Source organism: Mycobacterium gordonae (assembly GCF_002101675.1).
GTDB lineage: Bacteria > Actinomycetota > Actinomycetes > Mycobacteriales > Mycobacteriaceae > Mycobacterium > Mycobacterium gordonae.
Map to the genome: position 1 here is coordinate 19,741 of NZ_LQOY01000014.1, position 21,551 is coordinate 41,291.

A 21,551-nucleotide genomic window follows, 5' to 3' on the forward strand; every position below is an offset into this window, starting at 1 on the left:
CGTTGTCGGCGGTCGCGTGTCTCGGTCTGGCCCTCTGGCTCATCTTCGGGTGGGGTGGCGACGGCCTCGTGATGGTCGTCGACTCCGTTGCCCTTATCCCGTTCGCTATCTATGCGAGTGTGTGCTCGGCGCTGGCCGTGCGGTCGGCGCCTCGCCGCCGCCGTGCCGGCTGGACCGCGATGTCGATCGGCCTGGCGGCGTTTGCGGTGGCCGATCTGACACGGGCGTTCTACTCGCTCGTCCTGCACCGGATTTCGTCGCCTTCGCCGGCGGACGCGATGTACTGGGCATTTTCCGCGCTGGCCTGCGCCGCGATTCTGCTGTTGGCGGCGGGGCCGACCGTGCGCTCCCGCGTACGCATGTATTTGGACTGTCTCGTCGTCGCAGTGGCTCTGTTCGTGCTGTTGATGGCCACCGGCGGGCAGACGTTGTATCAGCACACGCTTCGCGAGGGCGGAGGCGGAGCCGCTCCGGCGCATGTTTATCCGGCGCTTGATCTCTTCATTGCCATGGTTGCGGTGCTGGCTCTCGCACACGCCGGTGCCGGACAGCGGGCCCCGCTGTGGTTGATCTCCGCGGCTTTCGTGCTGCGAGCGTTGTCCGATATCGCCCTCGGGTATCAGATCACGACCGGTCGTTTGGACGCCTGGTTCGCGGTCGACATCGGCTGGGCTTTATGGCTGGTCGTCCTTGGCGCCGCGGCTCTGGTGGCCAGGGCGGCGCCGGCGCCGGCGCAACTGACCGATCTGGTGCCCACCTGGGCAACGCTGTGGCTGCCCTACCTGCCGTTGCTGCTGGCGGGCACCGTCGGGCCGGCCATGGTCATGACCGGCCCGCTGCGAGCAGGGGTTCCGGTGCTGATGACCCTCGTTTTCATGCGGCAGTCGTACGCCGCGTGGGAGAACAGGCGACTGCTTTCCGCAGTTGCCGATCAGGCACTGCGTGATCCATTGACCGGCCTGGCGAACCGGATCCTGTTTTACGACCGGTTGACTCAGGCGATGGCGCTGCGCCGGCGCGATGATCGCACGGTGGCTGTGGTGTCGCTGGACCTCGATGACTTCAAGATGGTCAACGACAGCCTGGGCCATCCGGCTGCCGACAGCGTGTTGGTCGGTGTTGCCGAGCGGTTGTCGCGCTGCGCGCGACCGGGCGACACGGTCGCGCGTCTGGGCGGGGACGAGTTCGCTCTTCTGCTCGAAGGCCGGCCCGATCGTTCGCAGCTGGTCGCGCGCAACGTGGTCGAGGTTTTCGATGAGCCGTTCGCCATGGACGGCCAGGAGTTGCTGCTGCGTCCCAGCGTCGGGATGGCGGTCGCTTCGTCGGACGAGCCGGACCTGGCTCCGGAAGTGTTGATGACTCGTGCCGATGTGGCGATGTACGCCGCCAAACGCTCACGCAGTTCGGTGGTGTCCACGTTCAGTCCGGATATGTTGCTGATCGATCCCGATGTGGTGGAGGTAACGGGCGTAGAGGCTGGCCAACCGGGGAGCGATGGCGCCTCACAAGTGCGCTTGTTGGGGGAGTTGCGCCAAGCGATCGACCATGGCGAACTCGATGTCGTGTATCAGCCCAAAGTAGAGTTGAGCACCGGCCGCGTGGTGGGGGTGGAGGCGCTGTTGCGTTGGCCCCATCCGCAGCTGGGTGTGCTGCGACCGGACACCTTCATACCGCTGGTGCGCCGGCAGGGTTTGATGCGCCCGGTAACCGATCTGGTGCTCGAGAAGGCACTCGAAGATGCTGCTCGGTGGACGGCAGTGGGAACGAAGACGCCGGTGGCGGTCAACCTGTTCGCGCCGCTGCTGCGCGACAGGCAACTGCCCGACAGGCTCTGCAGTGCTGTCGGCGACCATGGCTTCCCGCGGACATGTTGACGGTCGAGATCACCGAGGATGTCGTTCTCAACGAGTTGGGTCAGGTGACGGCGGTCTTGCGGGGGCTGCGCGAACGCGGGATCCGGGTGGCGATCGACGATTTCGGCAGCGGGTATTCGGCGCTGAGTTACCTGCGTGACCTGCAAATCGACGAGGTGAAGCTCGACGGTTACTTCATTGCGTCGCTGACGGATCATCAGCGGGCCGCGGCAGTGGTTCGCGCGGTGATCGACCTCAGCCACGAATTGGGTATCACCGTGGTTGCCGAAGGCGTCGAGGATGGCGAGACGGTGGCCTGGCTACGTGAGCACGGTTGCGATATTGGGCAGGGCTACTACTTGGGGATGCCCGTCGCCGCGGCGATGGTCTCAGAACTCGTCGGCGCTAGCCGCGCGACGCTGACACCGCCACCGCGCCACCGTGACTAAGGTGCCGCAGACAGCGCGGTCGCTTCCCGCAGACCCCGGGTCGCCAGTTGGTCAGCGAGTTCGTTATCGGCTACGCCGGCATGGCCTTTCACCCAGAACCACTCGACTCGGTGCCGCGCGCAGGCCGCTTGCAGCCGCCGCCAGAGGTCGGCGTTCTTCACCGGCTGCTTGGCGGCAGTCAGCCAGCCGTTGCGCTCCCAGCCGAGCACCCACTTCGTGATGCCGTTCCGAACATAGGTGCTGTCGGTGTAGAGGTGCACCGTCACCGCTCGGGTGAGCGCCTCCAGCGCCATGATCGGCGCCGTCAGTTCCATCCGGTTGTTGCTGGTTGAATCCGACTCACCGCCGTACATCTCGCGGACATGCTGATTCTGGCGCAGCACCGCCCCCCACCCGCCGGGTCCGGGGTTGGGTCTGCACCCGCCGTCGGTGTGGATGACGACGACGTCGCGGACAATCTCGGCCATGCGCCGAGGATAGGCACTGCGTCGTGCGAACGGGCGCGCGACCCGCGAGACGATCCCGTCCGGCGCGCCTTCGGACGGGAGCAAGAAACATACGTACCTGACTAGCTCGCGGGCGCTGAATGCCCGTTGCCTGAACCGAACAGGAACCTGTCGGCGATGGCGTGTTCATTGCGGATCGACATTTCCTGCGCGGTGTTCAGCCAGAGCCCGTCGAAGCCCGCGGAATGCATCCCGGCGTGGATCGCGCCGATGTTCTGCAAGTCCTGCGTCGGCAACTCACCCCAGCCGTAGTGGTCCTGCCAGCGCTCGAAAACCTGCCACGACGTCTCGGGAACCTCCCCCGGGGCGAAGTGCTCCAGCGAGAACATCTCGAACACGCACCGGTTCGGATCCTGGGCGTCAGGCAGCATTCGGTAGCCGAGCAGGCACGACTTCTCGACCAGGATGACCATGGAGGGAAACACATGCCAGTCGCCGTTGCCGCCGAAGTATTGCTCCATCGACATCCGCGGGAAGTCAACACCTTCGGCAAGCGCGAGTTCCTCGCACATCTGGTGGTAGCGCAGAAACGGCGGGACGTCATCAGGCTCCATGGTGGCCAACTGCTGAGCGGCGCGGAAGTCACGCTCGGTGACCAGTGAGCCGACCTCGAGGTACTGGTATTTCATCGAATTGGCGAAGACCTCGGGCCGCGCGGCGAGTTCCTGACGCCCCTTATCGCGGTTGGCGTGCTCGGGACGCTGTGTATACACGAACCGGGAGTGGTTCTTATAGGTGATGGTCGGGGTATACGGAGCGTAGATGTATTCCTGGGGTGGCGCCGGCGCGGTCGACGGCCGCGGCCCCTGCGCCGAGCGCATGGTCTGAGGGTGAGTACCCGCTGTGTGGTAGCCCTCGATGAATGCGTCGATGACCGTCTTCCAGTTTGCCGGCAGATACGTGCGCTTTCGCCAGCGGAACCGCATGTCCTGCAACCGAAATGGGGCCAAGGCCGTAGGCAGCGGGTCCAGCCATTCGAGCAGGTCCGGCGGGTCGGCTGCCATGTTGATGAAGATCCAGCCGCCCCACGTGCCGGTCGCGACCGGCCGCAGGCCCCATTGCTCCCGCGGCCTAGAGGCGAATTCGTCACGGCACGGCACGAAGGAGGAGCGGCCGTCCAGTGCGTACCGCCAACCGTGGAACTCGCAACGGAACTCTTGGTCCGGCAATAGTCCGGCCCCGCGCACCAGCTTCATCCCGCGGTGGGCGCAGGTGTTGTGAAAAGCCTTGATGCTGCGGTCTTTCTGTCGCACCACGACGATGGAATGCGGACCGACCGTGTACTCGTAATAGTCACCGGCAGAGGGGATTTCCTCTTCCCGGCACGCTGGCTGCCATACCTGCGTGAACAATCGGCTCAACTCGAGCTGCAAAAACTCAGGGTCGATGTAGCGGCTCTTCGGCACGAACGTATCGCCGCAGGCAAAGCGTGTGGGTACCCGCTCGGTGGCTAATTCGGTCATGTCACCCTTCACCTCTGCTCAGCCGGCGGGTGGTTTGTCGAAGATGTTGGGATATAGGACAGCTTCCTTGAATGACGTCTCGATCTCCGCGAACGCGGTCGGGATGTCCCAAACGCCGGAAGACGAGACGATTTCGCGCTCGACGACCGGGTTGGACATCAGGCTGATGCGACCGTTGCCGGCGAAGATCACGCGGCGGTTCAACCAATCTGACTGCGTGCTGGCCAGATACACCACGGGCGGTACGCAGTTCTTCGGGGACAGTCGGGTGTTGCTGTCGGAGTAGTCCATGCTTCCGCCGCCCTTGATGCCCTGGGTCATCCGGGTCCCTGCGATCGGTGCGATCGCATTGCATCGCACACCGTAGTTGCGTAATGCGTTGGCGCACGAGAAGGTAAGGCCGACGATGCCCATCTTGGCCGCCGCATAATTGGGCTGGCTCGGTGCGCCCTGCAGCCCGGACATGGAACTGAAATTGATCAGCCGGTACTGTCCGCCGCGGTTCTCCCGCCACCAGGCCGCGGCGTGCCGAGTGATGTTGAACGTGCCCTTGAGGTGCACCGAGATCACCGCGTCCCAGTCGGCCTCGCTCATCTTGAACACCATGCCGTCGCGCAGAATCCCCGCGGCGTTCACCACGACGTCCAAACCGCCGAGTGTCTCAGCGGCCCGATCGATCAGCTCGCCGCACGCGGCGAAGTCGGTGATGTCGGTGGCGTCGGCGAAGGCTTTGCCGCCACCGGCCGTGATGGTAGCGGCGACGGTTTCGGCGGGGCCCGCATCGTGGCCGGTGCCGTCGACGCTCACGCCGGCGTCCGACACCAGGACTGTCGCGCCTTCGGCCGCAAGACCTTCGGCGACCGCCGCACCGATTCCGCGTCCGGCACCGGTCACCAGCGCGGTACGTCCGTCGAGCACACCCATCGTCGTCCAGCTCCCTCGCGGCGGATTGGTTTCCCATCAGCATACAGAACAGAAAAACAGAATCTGTATAGTTGCATACCGATGGCTTGCTAGTCGAAGCCCCACTCCTGGTAGCGGCGCTCCAGTTCGGCCATCGACTCCCGCGCGCCGCGTTCGCCACGCTCTTTCATGAAGTTGAACTCGTCGTCGCGCCAGGACAGGTTGCTGAACACCGTGTGCCCCATCGGCACCCAGTCGCCGAACTGAGCCATTCCGACTGCGTGCCAGAACGCGATGAGTGCATGTTTGCCCACCATCAGCCCGTCGGCCGAGTGATGGGCGATGGCGCGCGCATAGCGCATGGCCTCCCCGCGCAGCGAGGCGGCGGGGACCACGGATGCGGCGACTCCCCAGTCGCGCAGCTCGGTCGCAGGTACTTTGCGTCCGGTGATCATCGCCTCGTAGCCGCGGTTCGGGCCTAATTTCAGCAATGCCAACGGCATTGCGGTCGAGAACCCCGCGAAGCCGATCCTGGCCTGGGGCCGGGCGAGATACATGTCGTCGGCGACCACGAGGATGTCCGCAGCCAGTGCCAAGTTCATGCCCGCGCCCAAGGTGGCGCCTTGGCAGGCGGCGATCACCGTCTTCGGAAATTCCAGCCAGTTCGTCAAGTGGCGGTGTAGACGACGAGCGTTGGCCAGCCTGGCCGTCTGTGGGAGGCGTTTACCCTTCTGCAGTCCGGCCTTCTCCACCGGAAGTCGGCGTACGTCGTCTCCGCTGCAGAAGTCCTTGCCCTCGGCCAGCAGGATGACGACTTTGACGTCGTCGTCCTCCTCGGCGAGGTTCAAACGGTCCTTGAACAACGTGTGCATGTCGGGGGAGAGAATCGCGTTGCGCCGGTCCGGGCGATTGATCACGATCTGTGCGATGTGTGGTTCAACGACCTCGTAGCGCACCCAATCCGGGTCGACCTCGAATTCGCCGCCGGCGGGGGCGTCGGTGCTCATCGCGACTCCTTCGCGCAGACGGTACATAGATACAGTAGTCGATCAACTGTCTCACTGGTACGGTCAGGCAATGCCAACAATGAGCGTCAGTCAACAGCTCGAGGCGCCGGCGGACCGCGTCTGGGCAGTTCTGGCCGACTTCGGCAAGGTCGGCTGGATCCCGGGCGTGGGTGAGGTTGAAGTCGACGGTGAGGGACCAGGCATGTGCCGGCGCATCGGGGGCAGTGGTGGCGCGCCGGTCGTCGAGACGCTGCTCTGGGTGAAACCCGAGGTGCGATCGTTATCGTACGAAATCACCGACAATCCTCTGCCGGTGCGGAGATTCGTCGCGGTCGCCTCGGTGTCGGAGCCCACCAGCGAGGCCTCGGGTGGATCGACTGTGGCCTGGGACATTGAGTATGAGCCGGACGGGGATGACGCCGCCGCGCGAGACGCGATCGAGGCCGTTTACGGCATGATGGCCGGCTGGATCGACGAGTATGCCCAAGCCCGTCCCGTCATATAGAACACTTAGACAATATCTGTTAATTAGTCTAATGTGTGCGGGGTGATTGATCCTCTCGATCTCGTCCTGATCAGCGTCGACGATCACACCGTCGAGCCTCCCGACATGTTCGCGGGCCGGGTCCCCGGTAAGTTCGCCGAGCAGGCTCCGCGCATCGTCGAGGACACCGACGGGGTGTGTTTCTGGGTGTACGACGGCCTGCAGTTACCCAACATCGGGCTCAACGCAGTCGCCGGTCGGCCGAACGACGAGTGGGGTTTCGAGCCGTCCAGCTTCGCTGACATGCGCGCCGGATGTTATGACGTGGACGCCCGCGTCGACGACATGAATGCGTCGGGTGTGCTTGCCTCGCTGTGCTTTCCGTCGTTCCCGACGATTTCGGGCGCGCTGTTCACCTACCGGGGTGACCGTGAGGTGTCAGAGGTGATGGTGCGCGCATACAACGACTGGCACGTCGAGGCCTGGTGGGGCCGCCACCCCGACCGATTTATCCCCATGGGCATTCTCCCGCTCTGGAACCCGAAACTGGCCGCCGCCGAGGTGCACCGGCTGGCCGGGCTGGGCTGCCGCGCCGTCACCGCACCACAGCACATCGGCAACTACGGTCAGCCGCCCTGGCAGGACCCGCATTGGGATCCGCTGTGGGAGGCGATCTGTGCGGAGAACACGGTGGTCAACATCCACATCGGTACCGGTGGCGGGCTACCGGTGCCGTCCGACCAGACGACCTATCTGGCTTACAACTCGATGCTGCCGCTGGACACGCAGCGCTTCACCGCCGACCTGTTGTTCTCGCCGATCCTGCGCAAGTTCCCCACCATCAAATTTTCGTTGTCCGAGGGCGGTATCGGGTGGATCCCGTTCCTGCTCGAGCGATTCGAGGACATCTACTCGCGGCAGCGGGCATGGACCGGTGACGACCTGGGTGATGGCCTGAGCCCCACCGACGTCTACCGCCGCAACTTCATGTCGTGCTTTATTCGCGACCGGGTCGGCATCGAGATGCGCGAGCGCATCGGTGTGGAAACCATCTGCTGGGAAATGGATTATCCGCACTCCGACAGCAGTTGGCCCGACGCGCCCGAACAGTTGGCCGCCCAGCTCGACGGTTGCACACCCGAGGAGATTGAAGCAATCACCTGGAAGAACGCCGCACGGGTGTTCGGATACACCGGCGTCGACCGGCGCGGCAGGTCGAACTGCACTGTCTCGGCGCTGCGAGACAAGATCGCCGACCTCGACCTGTCGGCGCCCACGGTGGACGCGGGACGCGCGCCGAAGGCCGGCGCCACTGCGATCACCTACGGGGAGATGAAGATTCGGATGGCCGCGATTCTGCAAGGTGGGGCGTGACGGAGGTGGACCCCGGCGTCGTGCTCAGCGATGCGGATCTCTGCTTTCGCGACGAGGTTCGCTCGTTTCTGGCGAGCGCGCTGACACCTGATGTCCGCGGTGCCGCGTCCGACGAGGTCGATCGGCTGAACCGAATGCGGCTGTGGCAGAGCCGGCTTCATGACGCGGGTCTGGCCGCCATCTCCTGGCCGGTACGCTACGGCGGCCGCGCGGCAACCCCGGTGCAGCAGTTGGTGTTCAGCGCCGAAATGGCCGCTGCCCACGCGCCTGAACCGATCAATCGCAGTGCCATCAACCAGCTGGGTCCCACGATCATCCAGTGGGGCACCGACGATCAGCGCAGCGGCTACCTACCGGGAATCCTGTCCGGACAACAGGTGTGGTGTCAGGGGTTCAGTGAGCCGGAGGCGGGCAGTGACCTGGCGGCGTTGAAGACCCGCGCCGAACGCGACGGCGACGAACTGGTGATCACCGGGCAGAAGATCTGGACCTCCAAGGCCCAGTACGCCGACTGGATATATATCTTGGCGCGCACCGATCCTGCTGCCGATAAGCACGCCGGCATCAGCTACATCCTGGTGCCACTGGATACTCCGGGCATCGAAGTGCGCCCAATCCGGCAGATCACCGGTGCTTCCGAGTTCAACGAGGTCTTCTTCGACGCGGTACGTGTGCCGCTGCGCAACGTGCTCGGTCCCCTGCATGGTGGCTGGAAGGTCGCCAAATCTACCTTGGGCTACGAGCGGGTCGGGCAGAGCCGGACGCACCGCATCGAGCGCCGGCTCGCGATCCTGGTGAAGATGGCTCATGAAGACAACGCGTTGTGCGACAACGCCTTGCCGGACAGTTACGTTGCCGACCGGATCGTCGGCTTCGCCGCGCGGGTCGAGGCCTTACGGCAGATCTCCGCACAGGCCACCGCTGCGGGAGTACGCGGCCTCAGTCCGGGGCCCGAGGCGTCGGTGGCAAAATTGCTCACCTCTGAAGTGGACCAGGAGATGGCGGACTTCGGATTGGAGCTGGCCGGGGCCGGCGGGACGCTGGAGCGCGGGTCGCCAGGCGCCGCCAAGAACGGCAATGTGGCGCAGAGCTATCTGTTGATGCGGGCCGCCACCTTCGGCGCCGGCACTTCGGAGATCCAGCGCAACGTCATCGCCGAAAAGTTGCTGGGACTACCCCGTGACCCCTGACTCGCTGCCCTCGTTGGACGAGATTGCTGATCGCACAGCCGAATTGACGCAGCTGCGCAACTCCGTCGACGACATCTTGAAGGATGTGTGGTCCGTGGAACGAGCCAGGGCGCTGCTGGACGGTCCCGGTCCGGCGTTCGACGCTCAGTTGTGGCGCACCGTCAACGAGCTCGGCTGGCCTGACGTTCTGGTCAGTGAGTCCGCCCGCGGCGGCGGGGGCGGTCTTCGGGAACTGTGCGTGATGGCCGAGGCGGCCGGTGCCGCCGCCGCACCCATCCCCCTGGCGGTGACGGCCGCGGCCGGGTGGTGCGCCGACGGGTGCGCCGACGGTGTCAACCTGCTGTTGCCGGGACGCGCGGAACTGACCGCTGAGGGCGGGGTGTCGGGGCTCTGGCCGGTCGTGGCCTACGGGGCCGTGGCCACCGGGCTCCTCGTTCGTGCGGACAAGGGTGATGAGACGGTGCTGGGGTTCGTCGACCCGACAGATGCCGCCGTTCAGCTTTCAGCGGTGTGTCCGCTCGACCACAACCCCGCGGCGCGAATCGAAATGCGTGACAGCAGGATACATGTGATAGAGCGCGCAGAGCGGGCCAGGTGCCGCCATCAGGGAGCGGCACTGCGTGCCCAAGTTGCGCAGGTCGCCGAGCTGGTCGGGATCACGTCGGCGGCCAACGACGCGGCAACCGCCTACGCCAAGCTCCGGGTTGCTTTCGGACGTCCGATCGGGACATTCCAGGCCGTCAAGCACCGGCTCGTCGACCAGCGGTGTGCGATCGAAGTGGGACGAGCGCTGGTCAACCGTGCGGCGGACGCGATCGATCAGCATCATGCCGACGCGGCGGCCCTGGCTGGCTTGGCTGCCTTCTGGGGAGTGCACGCCTTGCGGTCGGTGCCCGAAGGTGCCATGCAGGTATTCGGCGGCATCGGCTACACCTGGGAGCACCAGGCGCACGTTCACCTACGCCGCGCGGCCAGCTGCGCGGCAACACTGGGGTCACGTGCACAACACCGCGAGGTCGTCGCCGCGTGGCTCAGTTCCCGGCACTCCCAGGAGGGGAGCCGAACAGAGTGACTACCGACGCGTCGACGGCTTTTCTCGGCGGGATTCGTGTCCTGCAACTGGGCGACGGGATCGCCGGCTCGGCGGCGGTGGCGCTGCTGGCCACATTGGGGGCCGGTGTCACCAAGTCGACCGGCGGCCCGCCGGTGCCGCGGCACGGACCGGTGATCAAGACCGAGGCGGGACCCGTCGCCGCGATCGACGTCATTCTCGACCGGGACAAGCGGCTGGGCACCGACGCAGACAACCCGATCGACGAATACGACATCGTCATCGTCGACCACGAGGCTGCGGTCACCCCGCCGCAAGCTCGAACGGCCGTCGTGGTCGTCGTCAGCCCCTTCGGATTGGACGGCCCCCGCGCGGGGCAGACCGGCGGAGAGCTCGTCGCGCAGGCCGCCGGTGGCTTGCTGTCCACCATCGAGGGTTCAGACGGTACACCGGTGCCCGCGCCGGGATACGTAGCCCTCAAGGCGGCGGGCGCCGTCACCGCATTGGCTGCCCTGCACGGCCTCGATCGCCGCCGGGTCTCGAAACATGCTGTGTGCGTGGATGTTTCGGTACAAGAAGCCGTGATATCCACGGCCGTACTGCCCGAGTGCGCGCATCTGCTCTACGCGTGCCCCGGGCGGGCGGGCAGCGGGCGGTACCTCGCCCCGTCGGGCCTGTTCGGGTGCCGCGACGGGTTGGTCCGCATCACCGCCGTCGAAAACCACCAGTGGCGGGGACTGGTTGTGGCGCTGGACAATCCGGAATGGGCTATTGGTCTGGACGAACGGCCCGCGCGCATCCAGCATGCGGATCTGATCAACCGGCACGTGGCCGAATGGGCTGCGACCCTGGACAAGGCGGACTGCGCCGCGCTGCTTCAGGCCAACGGCGTGCCTTCGACACCAGTCAACGCGCCAGAAGAGATCCTCACCTCACCCCAGTTCCTGTTTCGCGGTGCCGTCTCGCGCGCGCATCCGGGCGGCGTCGAAACTGCCGTTCTCGGCCCACCATGGCTTTCCCACCGCGGCGGCCAATCGGATCAGCCCCGCACCGGCAGGCTCAGCGACGTGCGGATCGCCGAACTCACCCACGTGCTGGCCGGGCCGATCATCGGGGCACTCCTCGGTGCAATGGGCGCCCGAGTGCTTCGGCTCGAAGACCCCGACCGGCTGGACATTTACCGGCGCACCGGCCCCTTCGCGGCGGGAAAACCGGGTGTGGAGCGCGGCGCTTACTTCGCGGTGGCCAACCATTCCAAGGCCAGTCTGCTGATCGAGCCGACTCACGCCGCCGCGGATGTGGCCCGTGCTGTCGCCGGCTGCGACGTCCTCATCGAGAATGTCGGCGCGTCACGGCTGCGGCGGCTTGGTGTCGACCCAGACGCCGTGGCCGCGTCCGGCCGGCTCGCGGTACGGGTGTCGGGATTCGGCTCGACCGGCCCGCTGGCCGGATACCGGGTGTACGCCAATAATGTTCAGGCGTACGGCGGGCTGGCCGGGCTGACCGTCGATGCGACCGGCGCACCCGCGAGGCTCAGCACCGTGATCGCCGACCCCTTGTCGTCGGTGGTGGCTGCCGTGGTCGTGGCCGCCTGGGCGCTCGGACCCGCCCGCCACACCGGCGCCGTCATCGACCTGTCCATGGCTGAGGTGGTCGCCTCGACGGTGGCCGAATACGTCGCCGCCACATCGATCGAAGTGCCTCCGGTGACCGAAGGCGCGGTGCGTCGCGGGGTGTGCCGGGCCGCTGACGGGCGTTGGGTCGCAGTCGAATTCGATGCCGGCGTGCTGCAGGAGAACCAACTGAGGCAGCTGGCAGCCGCGGTACCCGCCGGCGAGGCGGCTGACACAGTGAACGCGCTGGGTGCGCGGGCCGCCGCGGTACAACGTCCCGAGGACCTGATCGCCGACCCGCATCTGGCGGCGCGTGGATTCTTTCCCGAAGTCACCCACCCCGATCCGGACATCAGCACCGCGCGTCTGGTCGGGTTGCCGTGGCGGTTCACCGGCCGAGGACCCGTGCCGCTGGCGCCTCCACCGGCGCTGGGCAGTGCCAACGTCTCTCACGGAAAGGATGACCAGTGCCCGCTGACTCACGCGCCGATTCCGCAGTGACAGTGTGGGCGTCGACCTTCGTGCCCGCCAAGTCGCCGATTGCCGGTTATGGACAGGACGGCTACAGCGTCGCGTGGGTTGATACCCCCGAGGGGCGGTTGCAGGTATTGGTCTCCGGACCGCGACCCGTGCCGGGAACCGTTGGTCGGTTGCGTCCGCACACTCTCGGTGACACGACAGTCGATCTCTTCGAGGCGGACCCGGCATGACCGGAGTCTCCGTCGCCGGAATCGGCGTGACCCCTTTCGGCCGGCATGGTGACACCGCGCTGGCTGACCTCGGAGTGGCTGCCGCGCGGCAGGCGCTCGACGACGCAAGTCTGGGCTATGACGCGGTCGGTGAGGTGTTCGCTTCCTCGTCGATGGCGCCGCCGCAAACCGCGTTGCGGGTGGCGCATCGCCTGGGACGCACGGGCATTCCGGTCACTGCCATCGAAAGCGCGTCAGCGGGAGGCATGGTCGCTCTGCGACACGCCGTGTGGGCGGTAGCCTCCGGGCGCTGTCGCGCGGCACTGGCCATCGGGTACGAGAAGACCACCGCCCTCGAACCCGGAGGTGTGGTACCCGCGGCCGTCGGCTTCTGGGACAGCTTCCCTCCCCAACTGCACTACGCCATCGAAGCGAACCGCTGGCTGCACGACTCCCACAGCCAACCGGAGGCCATCGCCGCGGTCGCGGCCAAGGCGTACAACCAGGCTCGGCTGAATCCCCGCGCAGCCCGGCGCAGCGACGAGGAAGTGACCGTCCAGCAGGTGATGGCAGCCAGAATGGTTGCCGAGCCCCTGACCAAGATGATGTGCCACGCCTCGGTGGACGGCGGTGCGGCCATTGTCGTGACCGCCGATTCCCCGCCACGGTCGGTTGCGGTCAACGCTATCGAGCAGACCAGTTGGCCGCAGGATCCGTCCTGGCCGGTGCTGGGTCCGTGCGTCGGACCGCCGTCCCAGATCACGATGACCGCACAACGCGCTTTCGATGCGGCACAGGCGATTCCGGCTGATGTCGGTATCGTCTCACTGCACGACATGTGCGCCAGCGAGGAGATCACCGCGCTGATCGCGTTGGGCCTCACCGACCTCGAGCAGGCGGGGGAGCTGGCGACCTCCGGCGAGCTGAGTAGCAACGGCCGGTTGCCGACCAACACCGACGGCGGTTGCCTGGCCCGCGGGCACGCGTTCGGCGCCACGGGACTGGCCCAGGTGGCCGAAGTGGTCACTCAGCTTCGGGGAGAAGCGGATTCGCGCCAAGTTGCCGAGCCGCGGGTGGGACTGGCGCAGGCCATGGGCGGCGGCGGGTCGTGCGTCGTCGCCGTGCTGGGACGGTGAGACCGCTCAGCCGATCGCACCGCTCTCTTTGAGGGCGGCTATCCGGTCCCAGTCGCCGCCGAGTTCCAGGATCAGCGTTTCGGTGTGTTCGGCGAATTCCGGTGCCGGACGCAGACTAAGGTGCGCTTCGTCGAAGAGCACCGGACTGGCCACCAGTTCGTAGTGTTCGCCGTCCTGTGCCACCGACACTATTCCACCGTTGGCCCGCACCTGCGGATCGGCCGCCACTTCAGCGGTGTTCAGCACCGGAGCCCACTGGCCGTCGAAGTCGGCGAGCACGGTGCGCCAATGGTCGAGTGGCTGAGACGCGATCACTTGGCGCAGTGCGTCGGTGGCCGCGGCGGCATTCTCGACGAGCGACTCGTGGCTGGCAAACCGCTCGTCGGTGGCAAGGTCGGGGATCCCGATCCGGGTGCAGAACTCGGCGAAGTACCGAAAAGCCTGCAGCATGGACAGTCCCAGGAACCGGTGGTCGCTGGTGCGATAGAAACCGGTGAGCGGATTGTGCGGTGCCACATTCGCGCCGGACGGGTTGGCGACCCACGGTTGGCCGCTGACGAGCGCGGCATTGACCGCCACGCCCATCGCCCACACGCCGACGCCGAGGAGCGAAATGTCCACCGTGCGGGCCTGGCCCGTGCGTTCCCGCTCGAACAGTGCGGCCGCGATACCGCCGGCGATGGTCATACCGCCGATCGAATCTCCATACGCTGGACCCGGCTGCGCCACCACGCCGTCCATGTCGGACGGCGTGGTGCTGGCGGCACCGGCGGCGCGGCTCCAGAACCCCGTCATGTCGTAGCCGCCCTTGCCGCCGTCCGGGCCTTGCGGACCGTAGGCGCTGCCGCGGGCGTAGATGATCTGCGGGTTCACCGCACGGAGGTCGTCGACGTCGATCTTCAGCTTCTTGCGGGCGTTGGGCAGGAAGTTGGTGAGAAACACGTCGCTGGTGCGTGCGATATCCATCAGCAATTCGCGTCCGCCAGGCTTCGAAATATCGAGTGCGATAGACCTTTTCCCGCGGTTCGCATGCTCCATCACCGGGTTGCGGGCGCCCTCGATGGCGATGTTGCCGAGTCGACGCAGGCCACGCTGGGAGTCGCCAGTGCGCGGATGCTCCACCTTCACCACGTCCGCACCCCAGTCGGCCAGGACTGCGCCGGCGGCTGGAACGAACGTCCATTGGGCGACTTCGAGCACGCGCACTCCCGACATGGGTCCCGGCATCAACCTGTCCTCAGCGGTATTCCAACGTGACCGGAAGCCGGTCGTGGGTGTGCACCAGCGCCGAAGCCCGCGGTACCCGCTCTCCGGTTACTCGAATTCCGCTGGCGCGCTTAGCAAGTTCCTCCAAGAGTAAGCGGGCTTCGCGCCTGGCGAGCGCGGCTCCCATGCAGAAGTGTTCGCCGACACCGAATCCGAGGTGACCGGAAGCGTCGTTGCGGGTGATGTCGAAGTGTTCGGCTGTTGGCCCCCAGTGATCTTGGTCGCGATTGGCTGAGGCGTAGGCCAGCAGTACCCCGTCGCCTTCTTTGACGGTGACTCCGCGTAGCTCGACGTCGTGAGCCGCCTGGCGAGCCATGCTCATGACGGGTGTCCAATATCGCAACACTTCCTCAACGGTGTTGTCGGCCAGGGCCGGATCGGCGAACAGCCGGCCGGCCTGATCGGGGTGCGCGTCGAGGCAGTCGGCGATTCCGGCGATCAGGCTCTGAGTCGTTTCGCTGCCAGCCGCCAGGAGCGTGAGCGCGTAGATCATCACCTGCGCGTCGTTGAAGGGCTCACCGTCGATTCTGACCGTGGACAGCATGGTGAGCAGGTCGTCACCGGGGTGGTCTTTGCGTTCGGCGACCAGACTGACCAGATACGGGCCGATCTGGTCGAAGATCAGCGCCATGTCGTCATCGTTGGCCAGGCCGCTGCCGACATTGGCGATGGTGGTGGCCCAGCCGGCAACTTTCGACCAGTCCGGTTCGGGTACGCCCAGCAGATAGGCGAAGACGTACACCGGAATCGGCTCGGCGATCCGCTCAATCCAGTCAAATTCGCCTTCCGGCAGGTCGTCCAGCGCGTCGTTGACGACCTGGCGTACCCGAGCCTCCATCTTCGCCACCGCCGACGGCGTGAACCGTACGCCGATGGCCTTGCGGTGCGCCCGGTGCTCCGGGGGATCCATGAACATAATGCCGCGGGTCTGGTATCCCTGCGGGTCCCGTCCTTCGCGGTGGGCGATCAGATCCATCATGATGCCGATGCGCTCGGACTTGAACTTCTCAGGGCGCGCCGAAATGCCCTTGATGTCGTCGTATTTCGTGATGACCCAGAATTTGCCTTCCTCGTACCAGTGCACCGGGTCGCTCTCGCGCAGCTGTGCGAAAGTGGCGTTGGGGTCGCCGAGATAAAAGGCCGGCTGGTCGAACCGGGCTGTTGCGGTGATCGCCATAGACCTAAACAATAGAACATCTTGTGTTGATCTGCGAACATGGTCATCCCCGCGGCCAGGTTGCTCGGGCAACGTGTCTGCCACGACTATATGCCGGTTGCGCGGGTTGCTCGCCGACCGGCAGCTGTGTTGTCAAAGGAACAAATCGTGTCATAGTGTTACGTGGTGACCGGTGCTTTGTCCCACCTCCGCGTGTGCGACCTGGGTGGCCAACTCGCCGGGGCGGGTGCGACCAAGATTCTTGCGGCATTCGGTGCCCAGGTCATCCGAGTGGAAGATCCCGTCACTCGTGGCATGTGGGATGCGCTGCGGGGGGTGGGCCCGTTCGTCGACGACCGCCGCGGGGTGAATCTGGGCGCTGGATTCAACAACCACAATGTCGGCAAATTGGGCGTGACCATCAATCTGCGGCTGGAAGCCGGCAAGCAACTGCTTCGAGAGCTGGTCGGTGTCTCGGACATCGTCTGCGAGAACTTCGCAGCCGGAGTCATGGCGAAAATGGGCTTCGGCTACGAGCAGCTGTGCCTCATCAAGCCTGATGTCATCTATGTCTCCAATTGCGGGTTCGGCCACACCGGCCCGTACCGAGACTTCAAGACCTGGGGCCCGATCGTGCAGGCACTCAGTGGTTTGACGTTCACGGCAGGGCTGCCGGACCACGAACCAGCGGGGTGGGGGTTCTCCTACATGGACCACGTCGCCGCCTACTACATGACGACCGCGATTCTGGCGGCGGTACACCACCGGGAGCGCACGGGGGAGGGGCAGCACATCGATTTGGCGACGGTGCCGGGCGGCATCGCCATGCTGCCTACCGAGGTGCTCGACTGGACGGTCAACAACCGAGTGGCGCGTCCGCGCGGCAATCGCTCCGACTACGACGAGATGGCGCCGCACGGGATCTACCCGTGTGTGGATGAGGACAGCTGGATCGCCATCGCCTGTCGGGACGACCGCGAGGTCGCGCTGCTGTCGAAGGTCTTGGAGGAGCCCGAGTTGGCTGCCGAGCGGTTCGCAACCCTGGAACGGCGGTTGCCGGCCGCCGACGAACTCGACGAGCTCATCACTGCGTGCACTCGCACGCGCGAAGCCGCCTCGCTGGCCGGGGAGCTCGTCACCGCCGGCGTCCCGGCAAGCGTGGTCAAGTCGCCGCGCGAGCGCATCGACTACGATCCCGACGTCGCCACGTGGGGTCTGTTCCCGACGGTCGCGCATCCCGAGATCGGCGCGGTCCGGGTGGAAGGTCTCCCGCTGCGAATGTCGGCGACGCCGTGGAGCATTGACCGGGCCGCCCCATGTCTGGGTGAACACAACCGCGAGGTGCTGGGCGGCATGCTCGGGCGCAGTGATGTGGAATTGGACGAACTGACGAAGCAGGGTGTGATCTGAACGCACTAGCCGGACTCCGCATCGTCGAGATCAGCGACCAGTTCACCGCCGTGGGCGGGAGGTTGCTGGCCGAACTCGGTGCTGACGTCGTTGTCATCGAGCCTCCCGGCGGATCGCCGCATCGACGACGGCCACCGTTCGCGCACGACGACGCCGGTCAGGAAACCAGCTTGCGCTGGTGGAGCGGCAACGTGGGAAAGCGTTCGGTCACAGTTGATCTCGAGCACACCGGGGGGATCGCGACGCTGCGGCGCTTGCTCGCGAGTGCCGACATCGTGATCTCGGGTGCTGGCCTGATCGAGCGGGGAGCGCTGACGTATGACGACGTGGCGGCCGACCAACAGTCTCTGATCTGGCTGGTGGTAAGTCCGTTCGGGCTGGGCAGCGTGCGCTGCGACCACCCCGTGACGGACCTCACCATGCTGGCGGGTGGCGGTCCGGTGTGGAACTGCGGATATGACGACCATTCGCTGCCACCCGTGCGCGGCGCGGGGGAGCAGTCAGCCAACATCGCCGGACTTTACTGCGCGATCGGGGCGCTGGTAGCGCTCGCCCACCGCGACCGGACCGGTGCGGGCCAACTTGTCGACGTGAGCGTCAACGCGGTCTGCAATGTCAGCTCAGAACAGGCCACGTACCACTGGCTGGTCAACAACGAGACGTGTGTTCGCCAGACCAGCCGGCACGCCTATTTCACCCCGAGTCAGAAAACGCAGGTGCGGTGCGCCGACGGCTCGTACGCGACCACGGGAGTGCTGCCCCGCAAGCCGCACGAATACGGCGAATTGCTGCGCTGGCTGGACGACCTTGGGTTGCGTGATGTGCTGCCCGAAGCGGTCTTCCTGGAATTGGCCACCGCCCGCAGCACACCGGTGGACATCGCCCTGGTCGGCGCTGACGACGAAACCACTGCGATACTGACCGCCGCGCGTGAGGCCATCACCTTGATCGCTTCGAGAATGCCCGCGAAGCAGTACTTTCTGGAGAGCCAGCGGCGCGGCTTCCCGGCCGGCGCGGTGCTGTCGCCGGACGAGGCGTTCGAGGACGAACACATCGCCGCGCGCGGATTCAGGGTCGCGGTGCACCATCCGGAACTCGATGAAAGCTTCGACTACCCGGGCACCCCCTATGTCTTCGGCGCTACTCCCACCTCCGCGCTACGGCGGCCGCCGTTGCTCGGCGAGCACAACACCCTCCTGGACGAATGACCGGCGGCCACCGACTGACCCACGTCGGACTATGCGTTCGCGATCTGCCGATCTCCGTCGAATTTTATTGCACGGGATTGGGATTCAGCGAGGTGGGCCGAATGCGGATCGAGGGGGCCGACACGGAGCAACTGCTCGGCGTGCCCGACCTGGTGCTTGATCTGGTGTACCTGCAGCGTGATGGCTTTCGCCTGGAGCTGCTCAGCTACCCGTCGCCCGGGGTATCCGGAGACGGCCGGCCGCGACAGATGAATGCCGTTGGTTTCACCCATTTGTCCTTCCGGGTGGACGACGTCGAGGACATGATCGCGCGCCTCGAGTGTGCTGGCGGGCGGATATGGCCCGAGCGCACAGTCACTTTCAGCGGCGGCAACCGCGGCCTGATGGTCACTGATCCCGACGGCAACTGGCTCGAACTGATCGAACGCCTGACAGGTCATAAATAAGCAACTAGGCACTGACCGTACAATTGTTCAGTCTAGTGGTAGAGTCAGGCCGTGGCAGCCACCACCGAGTTGATGTATTCGCCATTCTCCAAGGCGGTCTTCGACGATCCCTACCCGGTCTACCGTCGGTTGCGCGACGAAGCTCCGGTGTATCGCGACCCACAGGACCGCTGGTGGGTGTTGTCGAGATTCGACGACGTCGCACCGGCGTTGCGGGACTGGGAAACGTTCTCCTCCAAACTCGGCCCGGCACCGGAGAATCCGGACAATGACGGGCGCAAGTACTCCGTGATCTCGATGGATCCACCACGCCATGACCGGATTCGTGGCGTGCTCAAAGGGTTTTTCACGCCGAGGGCCGTCGCGGCGATGGATTCGGCGCTGCAGGCTGTGGTGAACACCCACTTGGGCCGACTACGCGCCGGGACGACGGTCGACGCGATGGAGGCTTTCGCCTTCTCGGTGCCGACCGACGTGATAGGTGACCTGCTCGGGGTGCCGCAAGCCGACCGGGAGCAGCTGCGCGTCTGGTGGGAGGCTTTCCTCACCCGCGACGAAGGCACAGTTTCGATGCCGCCCAAGGCGATTGAAGCCAACCGCATGATCAGCCAGTACATCGGTGATCTCATCGAACGGCGTCGCACCGACCCGGGTGACGATCTGATCAGCATTGTGCTGCGGGCTACCTTCGATGATCCCGAAGCCGGTGGTGAGCGCTGCCTGACCGCGCACGAGGTGCTGATGTTCTGCAACTTGTTGTCGGCTGCGGGATCAGAGACGACCCAGAAGTTGATCTCCAACGGGCTGGTCGCCTTGGCCGAACATCCCGACCAGTGGGGGCGCGTTGTCAGCGACCGCAGCGTCATCCCGGCAGCCGTCAATGAGGCGCTCCGTTACGACACGCCGAGTCACTGGGTAGCCCGTACGTTGACGCGGCCCATCGAGCGCCACGGAGTCGCCATGCAAGCCGGGGACTGGGTGTTGCTGTTGCTGGGCAGCGCCAATCGGGACGAACGCCGCTACGAGGATCCGGACCGATTCATCATCGGCAGGCCGCGCGGCACGGACGTGTATTTCGGGTGGGGCATCCACATCTGCCTTGGGCAATGGCTGGCCCGGCGGGAGGCGCAGCTGGTGTTCGACTATGTCGCCGAGAAATTCCCGAACTATTCGATCGGAGCCTGCGAGCGGGTGCTTACCGCGACCGTGCGGGGTTACACGAGTGTCGAGATGACGCTGCGTTGACCATTGCGCATGAACAGAACCCGATGCCGGCCCTCGCGTGGAAGGGGAGGCCATGGACATCGCCTTGAGTAACGAACAGCAACTCCTGCAGGACACCGCGGCGCGGCTCGCGCAGAGCATCGCCGTGACCAGCCCCGAGCCGATTCCGGCCGGCGCGGCGCTCGACGCGCAGTGGCGGCACGTCGTGGAACTCGGTGTGCCAACCCTTCGTTCGCCCGAGTTGTGCGGTCTGGACGCCAGTGGTGTGGAGACAGCCGTCGTCATCGAGCAGCTGGCGCGGACCCTGTGCGCTGTCCCGGTCGTGGGTCAGGGCATCTTGGCCGCTGAGCTACTCCAGGCCGCCGGATGTGTCGAGGAACTCGAGCGATTGGCGAAAGGTGGGCTGCGGGCCGCACCCGTGTTGGGCGACACCCTGATCGGTTTTGCGGCGCCCCATCAGCCGGGGGTGGCTTTCGATGCGGCCGGCGCCACCCATGCACTGATGGTGGCGGACGTTGACGGGCAACGCCGGTTGTTGTGCGCGCCGTTGGGTAGTGGTGACGATGGTGCGACGGCCCTCGACCTGACGCGTGAGTTCCGTAACGTAGCAGCGGATCTCCGCAATTCGGCGACCGTCACCGGGAAACCGATCGATGACCAGCGGTGGCAGCGAGTCGAGTTGCTCGCTATCACCGCGGTCGCGGCCGACCTCGTCGGGGTCATGCAGGGTGCGCTCGACGACGCGGTGCGCTACGCCTGCGAGCGCACCCAATTCTCGGTGAAAATCGGCTCGTTCCAAGCCATTCAGCACTTGCTGGCTGACGCCCTGGTCCGGGTCGAGGGCGCCCGCAGCTGTCTGTGGCACGCCGCTTGGGCGATAGACCGGCTCCCCTTCGACGAGGCGAGGTTGGCAGCAGTGGCCGCGAAGGCATACGCGTCCGCCGCCGGTCGCGATGTGGTGGAAACCAGTGTGCAGGTCTTCGGTGGGATCGCGATCACCTGGGAACATGTGTCGCATCTGCGGCTGCGCAGGATGCTCATGGATCGTCGATTGTTCGGCGATGAGTCGGTGCACTACGAAGCCATCGCGGCGATGCGGTTGGCGGACCGCAAGTTGGCGTGA

General features: G+C 65.8%; 17 protein-coding genes and 1 pseudogene. 12 read left to right on the forward strand and 6 right to left on the reverse strand.

Annotation, left to right across the window (positions count from 1 at the left end; genetic code table 11):
• Positions 1–875 precede the first annotated feature (875 nt).
• A pseudogene (locus tag AWC08_RS37780) lies at positions 876–2,302 on the forward strand (putative bifunctional diguanylate cyclase/phosphodiesterase).
• Here AWC08_RS37780 and rnhA read toward each other — a convergent pair.
• The 4 genes from rnhA to AWC08_RS01475 all read right to left on the reverse strand — a co-directional run bounded on the left by rnhA (position 2,299) and on the right by AWC08_RS01475 (position 6,181).
• Entirely contained in the window at positions 2,299–2,769 is a 471-nt protein-coding gene (rnhA, locus tag AWC08_RS01460) for a ribonuclease HI (RefSeq protein WP_065131945.1), read from the reverse strand. The pseudogene AWC08_RS37780 and the gene rnhA sit on opposite strands and share 4 nt — an antisense overlap.
• 101 nt (positions 2,770–2,870) lie before the next feature.
• On the reverse strand, positions 2,871–4,271 hold the full coding sequence (locus AWC08_RS01465) for an aromatic ring-hydroxylating oxygenase subunit alpha (RefSeq protein ID WP_065131948.1): 1,401 nt from the start codon (positions 4,269–4,271) through the stop codon (positions 2,871–2,873).
• An 18-nt stretch (positions 4,272–4,289) separates the two neighbouring features.
• Positions 4,290–5,195 carry an SDR family NAD(P)-dependent oxidoreductase gene (locus AWC08_RS01470; protein ID WP_065131944.1) on the reverse strand — a complete coding sequence of 302 codons (906 nt, stop codon included), beginning with the start codon at positions 5,193–5,195 and terminating at the stop codon, positions 4,290–4,292.
• Between the two features lie 89 nt (positions 5,196–5,284).
• Positions 5,285–6,181: an enoyl-CoA hydratase/isomerase family protein gene (locus tag AWC08_RS01475; protein WP_065131947.1), complete on the reverse strand. Its 897-nt coding sequence runs from the start codon at positions 6,179–6,181 to the stop codon at positions 5,285–5,287.
• Positions 6,182–6,251: 70 nt separating this feature from the next.
• Here AWC08_RS01475 and AWC08_RS01480 point away from each other — a divergent pair, with 70 nt between their 5' ends.
• The 6 genes from AWC08_RS01480 to AWC08_RS01510 all read left to right on the forward strand — a co-directional run bounded on the left by AWC08_RS01480 (position 6,252) and on the right by AWC08_RS01510 (position 13,718).
• A complete protein-coding gene (locus AWC08_RS01480) occupies positions 6,252–6,686 on the forward strand; it encodes an SRPBCC family protein (RefSeq protein WP_082986053.1) in 435 nt (144 codons plus the stop codon).
• 42 nt (positions 6,687–6,728) lie between these two features.
• A complete protein-coding gene (locus AWC08_RS01485) occupies positions 6,729–8,039 on the forward strand; it encodes an amidohydrolase family protein (protein WP_082986052.1) in 1,311 nt (436 codons plus the stop codon).
• The gene (locus AWC08_RS01490) at positions 8,036–9,229 is read left to right on the forward strand and encodes an acyl-CoA dehydrogenase family protein (RefSeq protein WP_065131942.1); all 1,194 of its coding nucleotides are present in this window, start codon (positions 8,036–8,038) and stop codon (positions 9,227–9,229) included. Before AWC08_RS01485 ends, AWC08_RS01490 begins: the two co-directional genes overlap by 4 nt.
• Positions 9,219–10,301: an acyl-CoA dehydrogenase family protein gene (locus tag AWC08_RS01495; RefSeq protein ID WP_065131941.1), complete on the forward strand. Its 1,083-nt coding sequence runs from the start codon at positions 9,219–9,221 to the stop codon at positions 10,299–10,301. Before AWC08_RS01490 ends, AWC08_RS01495 begins: the two co-directional genes overlap by 11 nt.
• The gene (locus tag AWC08_RS01500) at positions 10,298–12,394 is read left to right on the forward strand and encodes a CoA transferase (protein ID WP_069433067.1); all 2,097 of its coding nucleotides are present in this window, start codon (positions 10,298–10,300) and stop codon (positions 12,392–12,394) included. The genes AWC08_RS01495 and AWC08_RS01500 overlap by 4 nt, the downstream gene beginning before the upstream one ends.
• Before the next feature lie 205 nt (positions 12,395–12,599).
• Complete coding sequence (locus AWC08_RS01510; protein WP_069433065.1) at positions 12,600–13,718, forward strand: thiolase family protein; 1,119 nt, start codon at positions 12,600–12,602, stop codon at positions 13,716–13,718.
• 6 nt (positions 13,719–13,724) lie between these two features.
• On the opposite strand, the gene AWC08_RS01515 is transcribed toward AWC08_RS01510, so the two are convergent.
• On the reverse strand, positions 13,725–14,945 hold the full coding sequence (locus AWC08_RS01515) for a CaiB/BaiF CoA transferase family protein (RefSeq protein WP_069433064.1): 1,221 nt from the start codon (positions 14,943–14,945) through the stop codon (positions 13,725–13,727).
• 10 nt (positions 14,946–14,955) lie between these two features.
• A complete protein-coding gene (locus AWC08_RS01520; RefSeq protein WP_069433063.1) occupies positions 14,956–16,161 on the reverse strand; it encodes a cytochrome P450 in 1,206 nt (401 codons plus the stop codon).
• Positions 16,162–16,326: 165 nt separating this feature from the next.
• On the opposite strand from AWC08_RS01520, the gene AWC08_RS01525 reads away from it, so the two are divergent.
• From AWC08_RS01525 to AWC08_RS01545, 5 genes are read left to right on the forward strand one after another with little or no spacing between them, the layout of a single operon-like run.
• Positions 16,327–17,550, forward strand: a complete 1,224-nt coding sequence (locus AWC08_RS01525; RefSeq protein WP_069433074.1) for a CaiB/BaiF CoA transferase family protein — start codon at positions 16,327–16,329, stop codon at positions 17,548–17,550.
• Complete coding sequence (locus tag AWC08_RS01530; RefSeq protein WP_069433062.1) at positions 17,547–18,758, forward strand: CoA transferase; 1,212 nt, start codon at positions 17,547–17,549, stop codon at positions 18,756–18,758. Before AWC08_RS01525 ends, AWC08_RS01530 begins: the two co-directional genes overlap by 4 nt.
• Positions 18,755–19,204, forward strand: coding sequence for a VOC family protein (locus AWC08_RS01535; protein ID WP_069433061.1), 450 nt, complete (start codon positions 18,755–18,757; stop codon positions 19,202–19,204). The genes AWC08_RS01530 and AWC08_RS01535 overlap by 4 nt, the downstream gene beginning before the upstream one ends.
• Positions 19,205–19,255: 51 nt before the next feature.
• Positions 19,256–20,449: a cytochrome P450 gene (locus AWC08_RS01540; RefSeq protein WP_083271048.1), complete on the forward strand. Its 1,194-nt coding sequence runs from the start codon at positions 19,256–19,258 to the stop codon at positions 20,447–20,449.
• Between the two features lie 52 nt (positions 20,450–20,501).
• Complete coding sequence (locus tag AWC08_RS01545) at positions 20,502–21,551, forward strand: acyl-CoA dehydrogenase family protein (protein WP_069433072.1); 1,050 nt, start codon at positions 20,502–20,504, stop codon at positions 21,549–21,551.

Bases quoted from the DNA above. Each gene is read 5' to 3' on its own strand.
- AWC08_RS01475 (WP_065131947.1), bottom strand. From the start codon at position 6,181: ATGAGCACCGACGCCCCCGCCGGCGGCGAATTCGAGGTCGACCCGGAT.
- AWC08_RS01480 (WP_082986053.1), top strand. From the start codon at position 6,252: ATGCCAACAATGAGCGTCAGTCAACAGCTCGAGGCGCCGGCGGACCGC.
- AWC08_RS01545 (WP_069433072.1), top strand. From the start codon at position 20,502: ATGGACATCGCCTTGAGTAACGAACAGCAACTCCTGCAGGACACCGCG.
- AWC08_RS01520 (WP_069433063.1), bottom strand. From the start codon at position 16,161: ATGGCGATCACCGCAACAGCCCGGTTCGACCAGCCGGCCTTTTATCTC.
- AWC08_RS01465 (WP_065131948.1), bottom strand. From the start codon at position 4,271: ATGACCGAATTAGCCACCGAGCGGGTACCCACACGCTTTGCCTGCGGC.
- AWC08_RS01515 (WP_069433064.1), bottom strand. From the start codon at position 14,945: ATGCCGGGACCCATGTCGGGAGTGCGCGTGCTCGAAGTCGCCCAATGG.
- rnhA (WP_065131945.1), bottom strand. From the start codon at position 2,769: ATGGCCGAGATTGTCCGCGACGTCGTCGTCATCCACACCGACGGCGGG.
- AWC08_RS01470 (WP_065131944.1), bottom strand. From the start codon at position 5,195: ATGGGTGTGCTCGACGGACGTACCGCGCTGGTGACCGGTGCCGGACGC.
- AWC08_RS01510 (WP_069433065.1), top strand. From the start codon at position 12,600: ATGACCGGAGTCTCCGTCGCCGGAATCGGCGTGACCCCTTTCGGCCGG.
- AWC08_RS01535 (WP_069433061.1), top strand. From the start codon at position 18,755: ATGACCGGCGGCCACCGACTGACCCACGTCGGACTATGCGTTCGCGAT.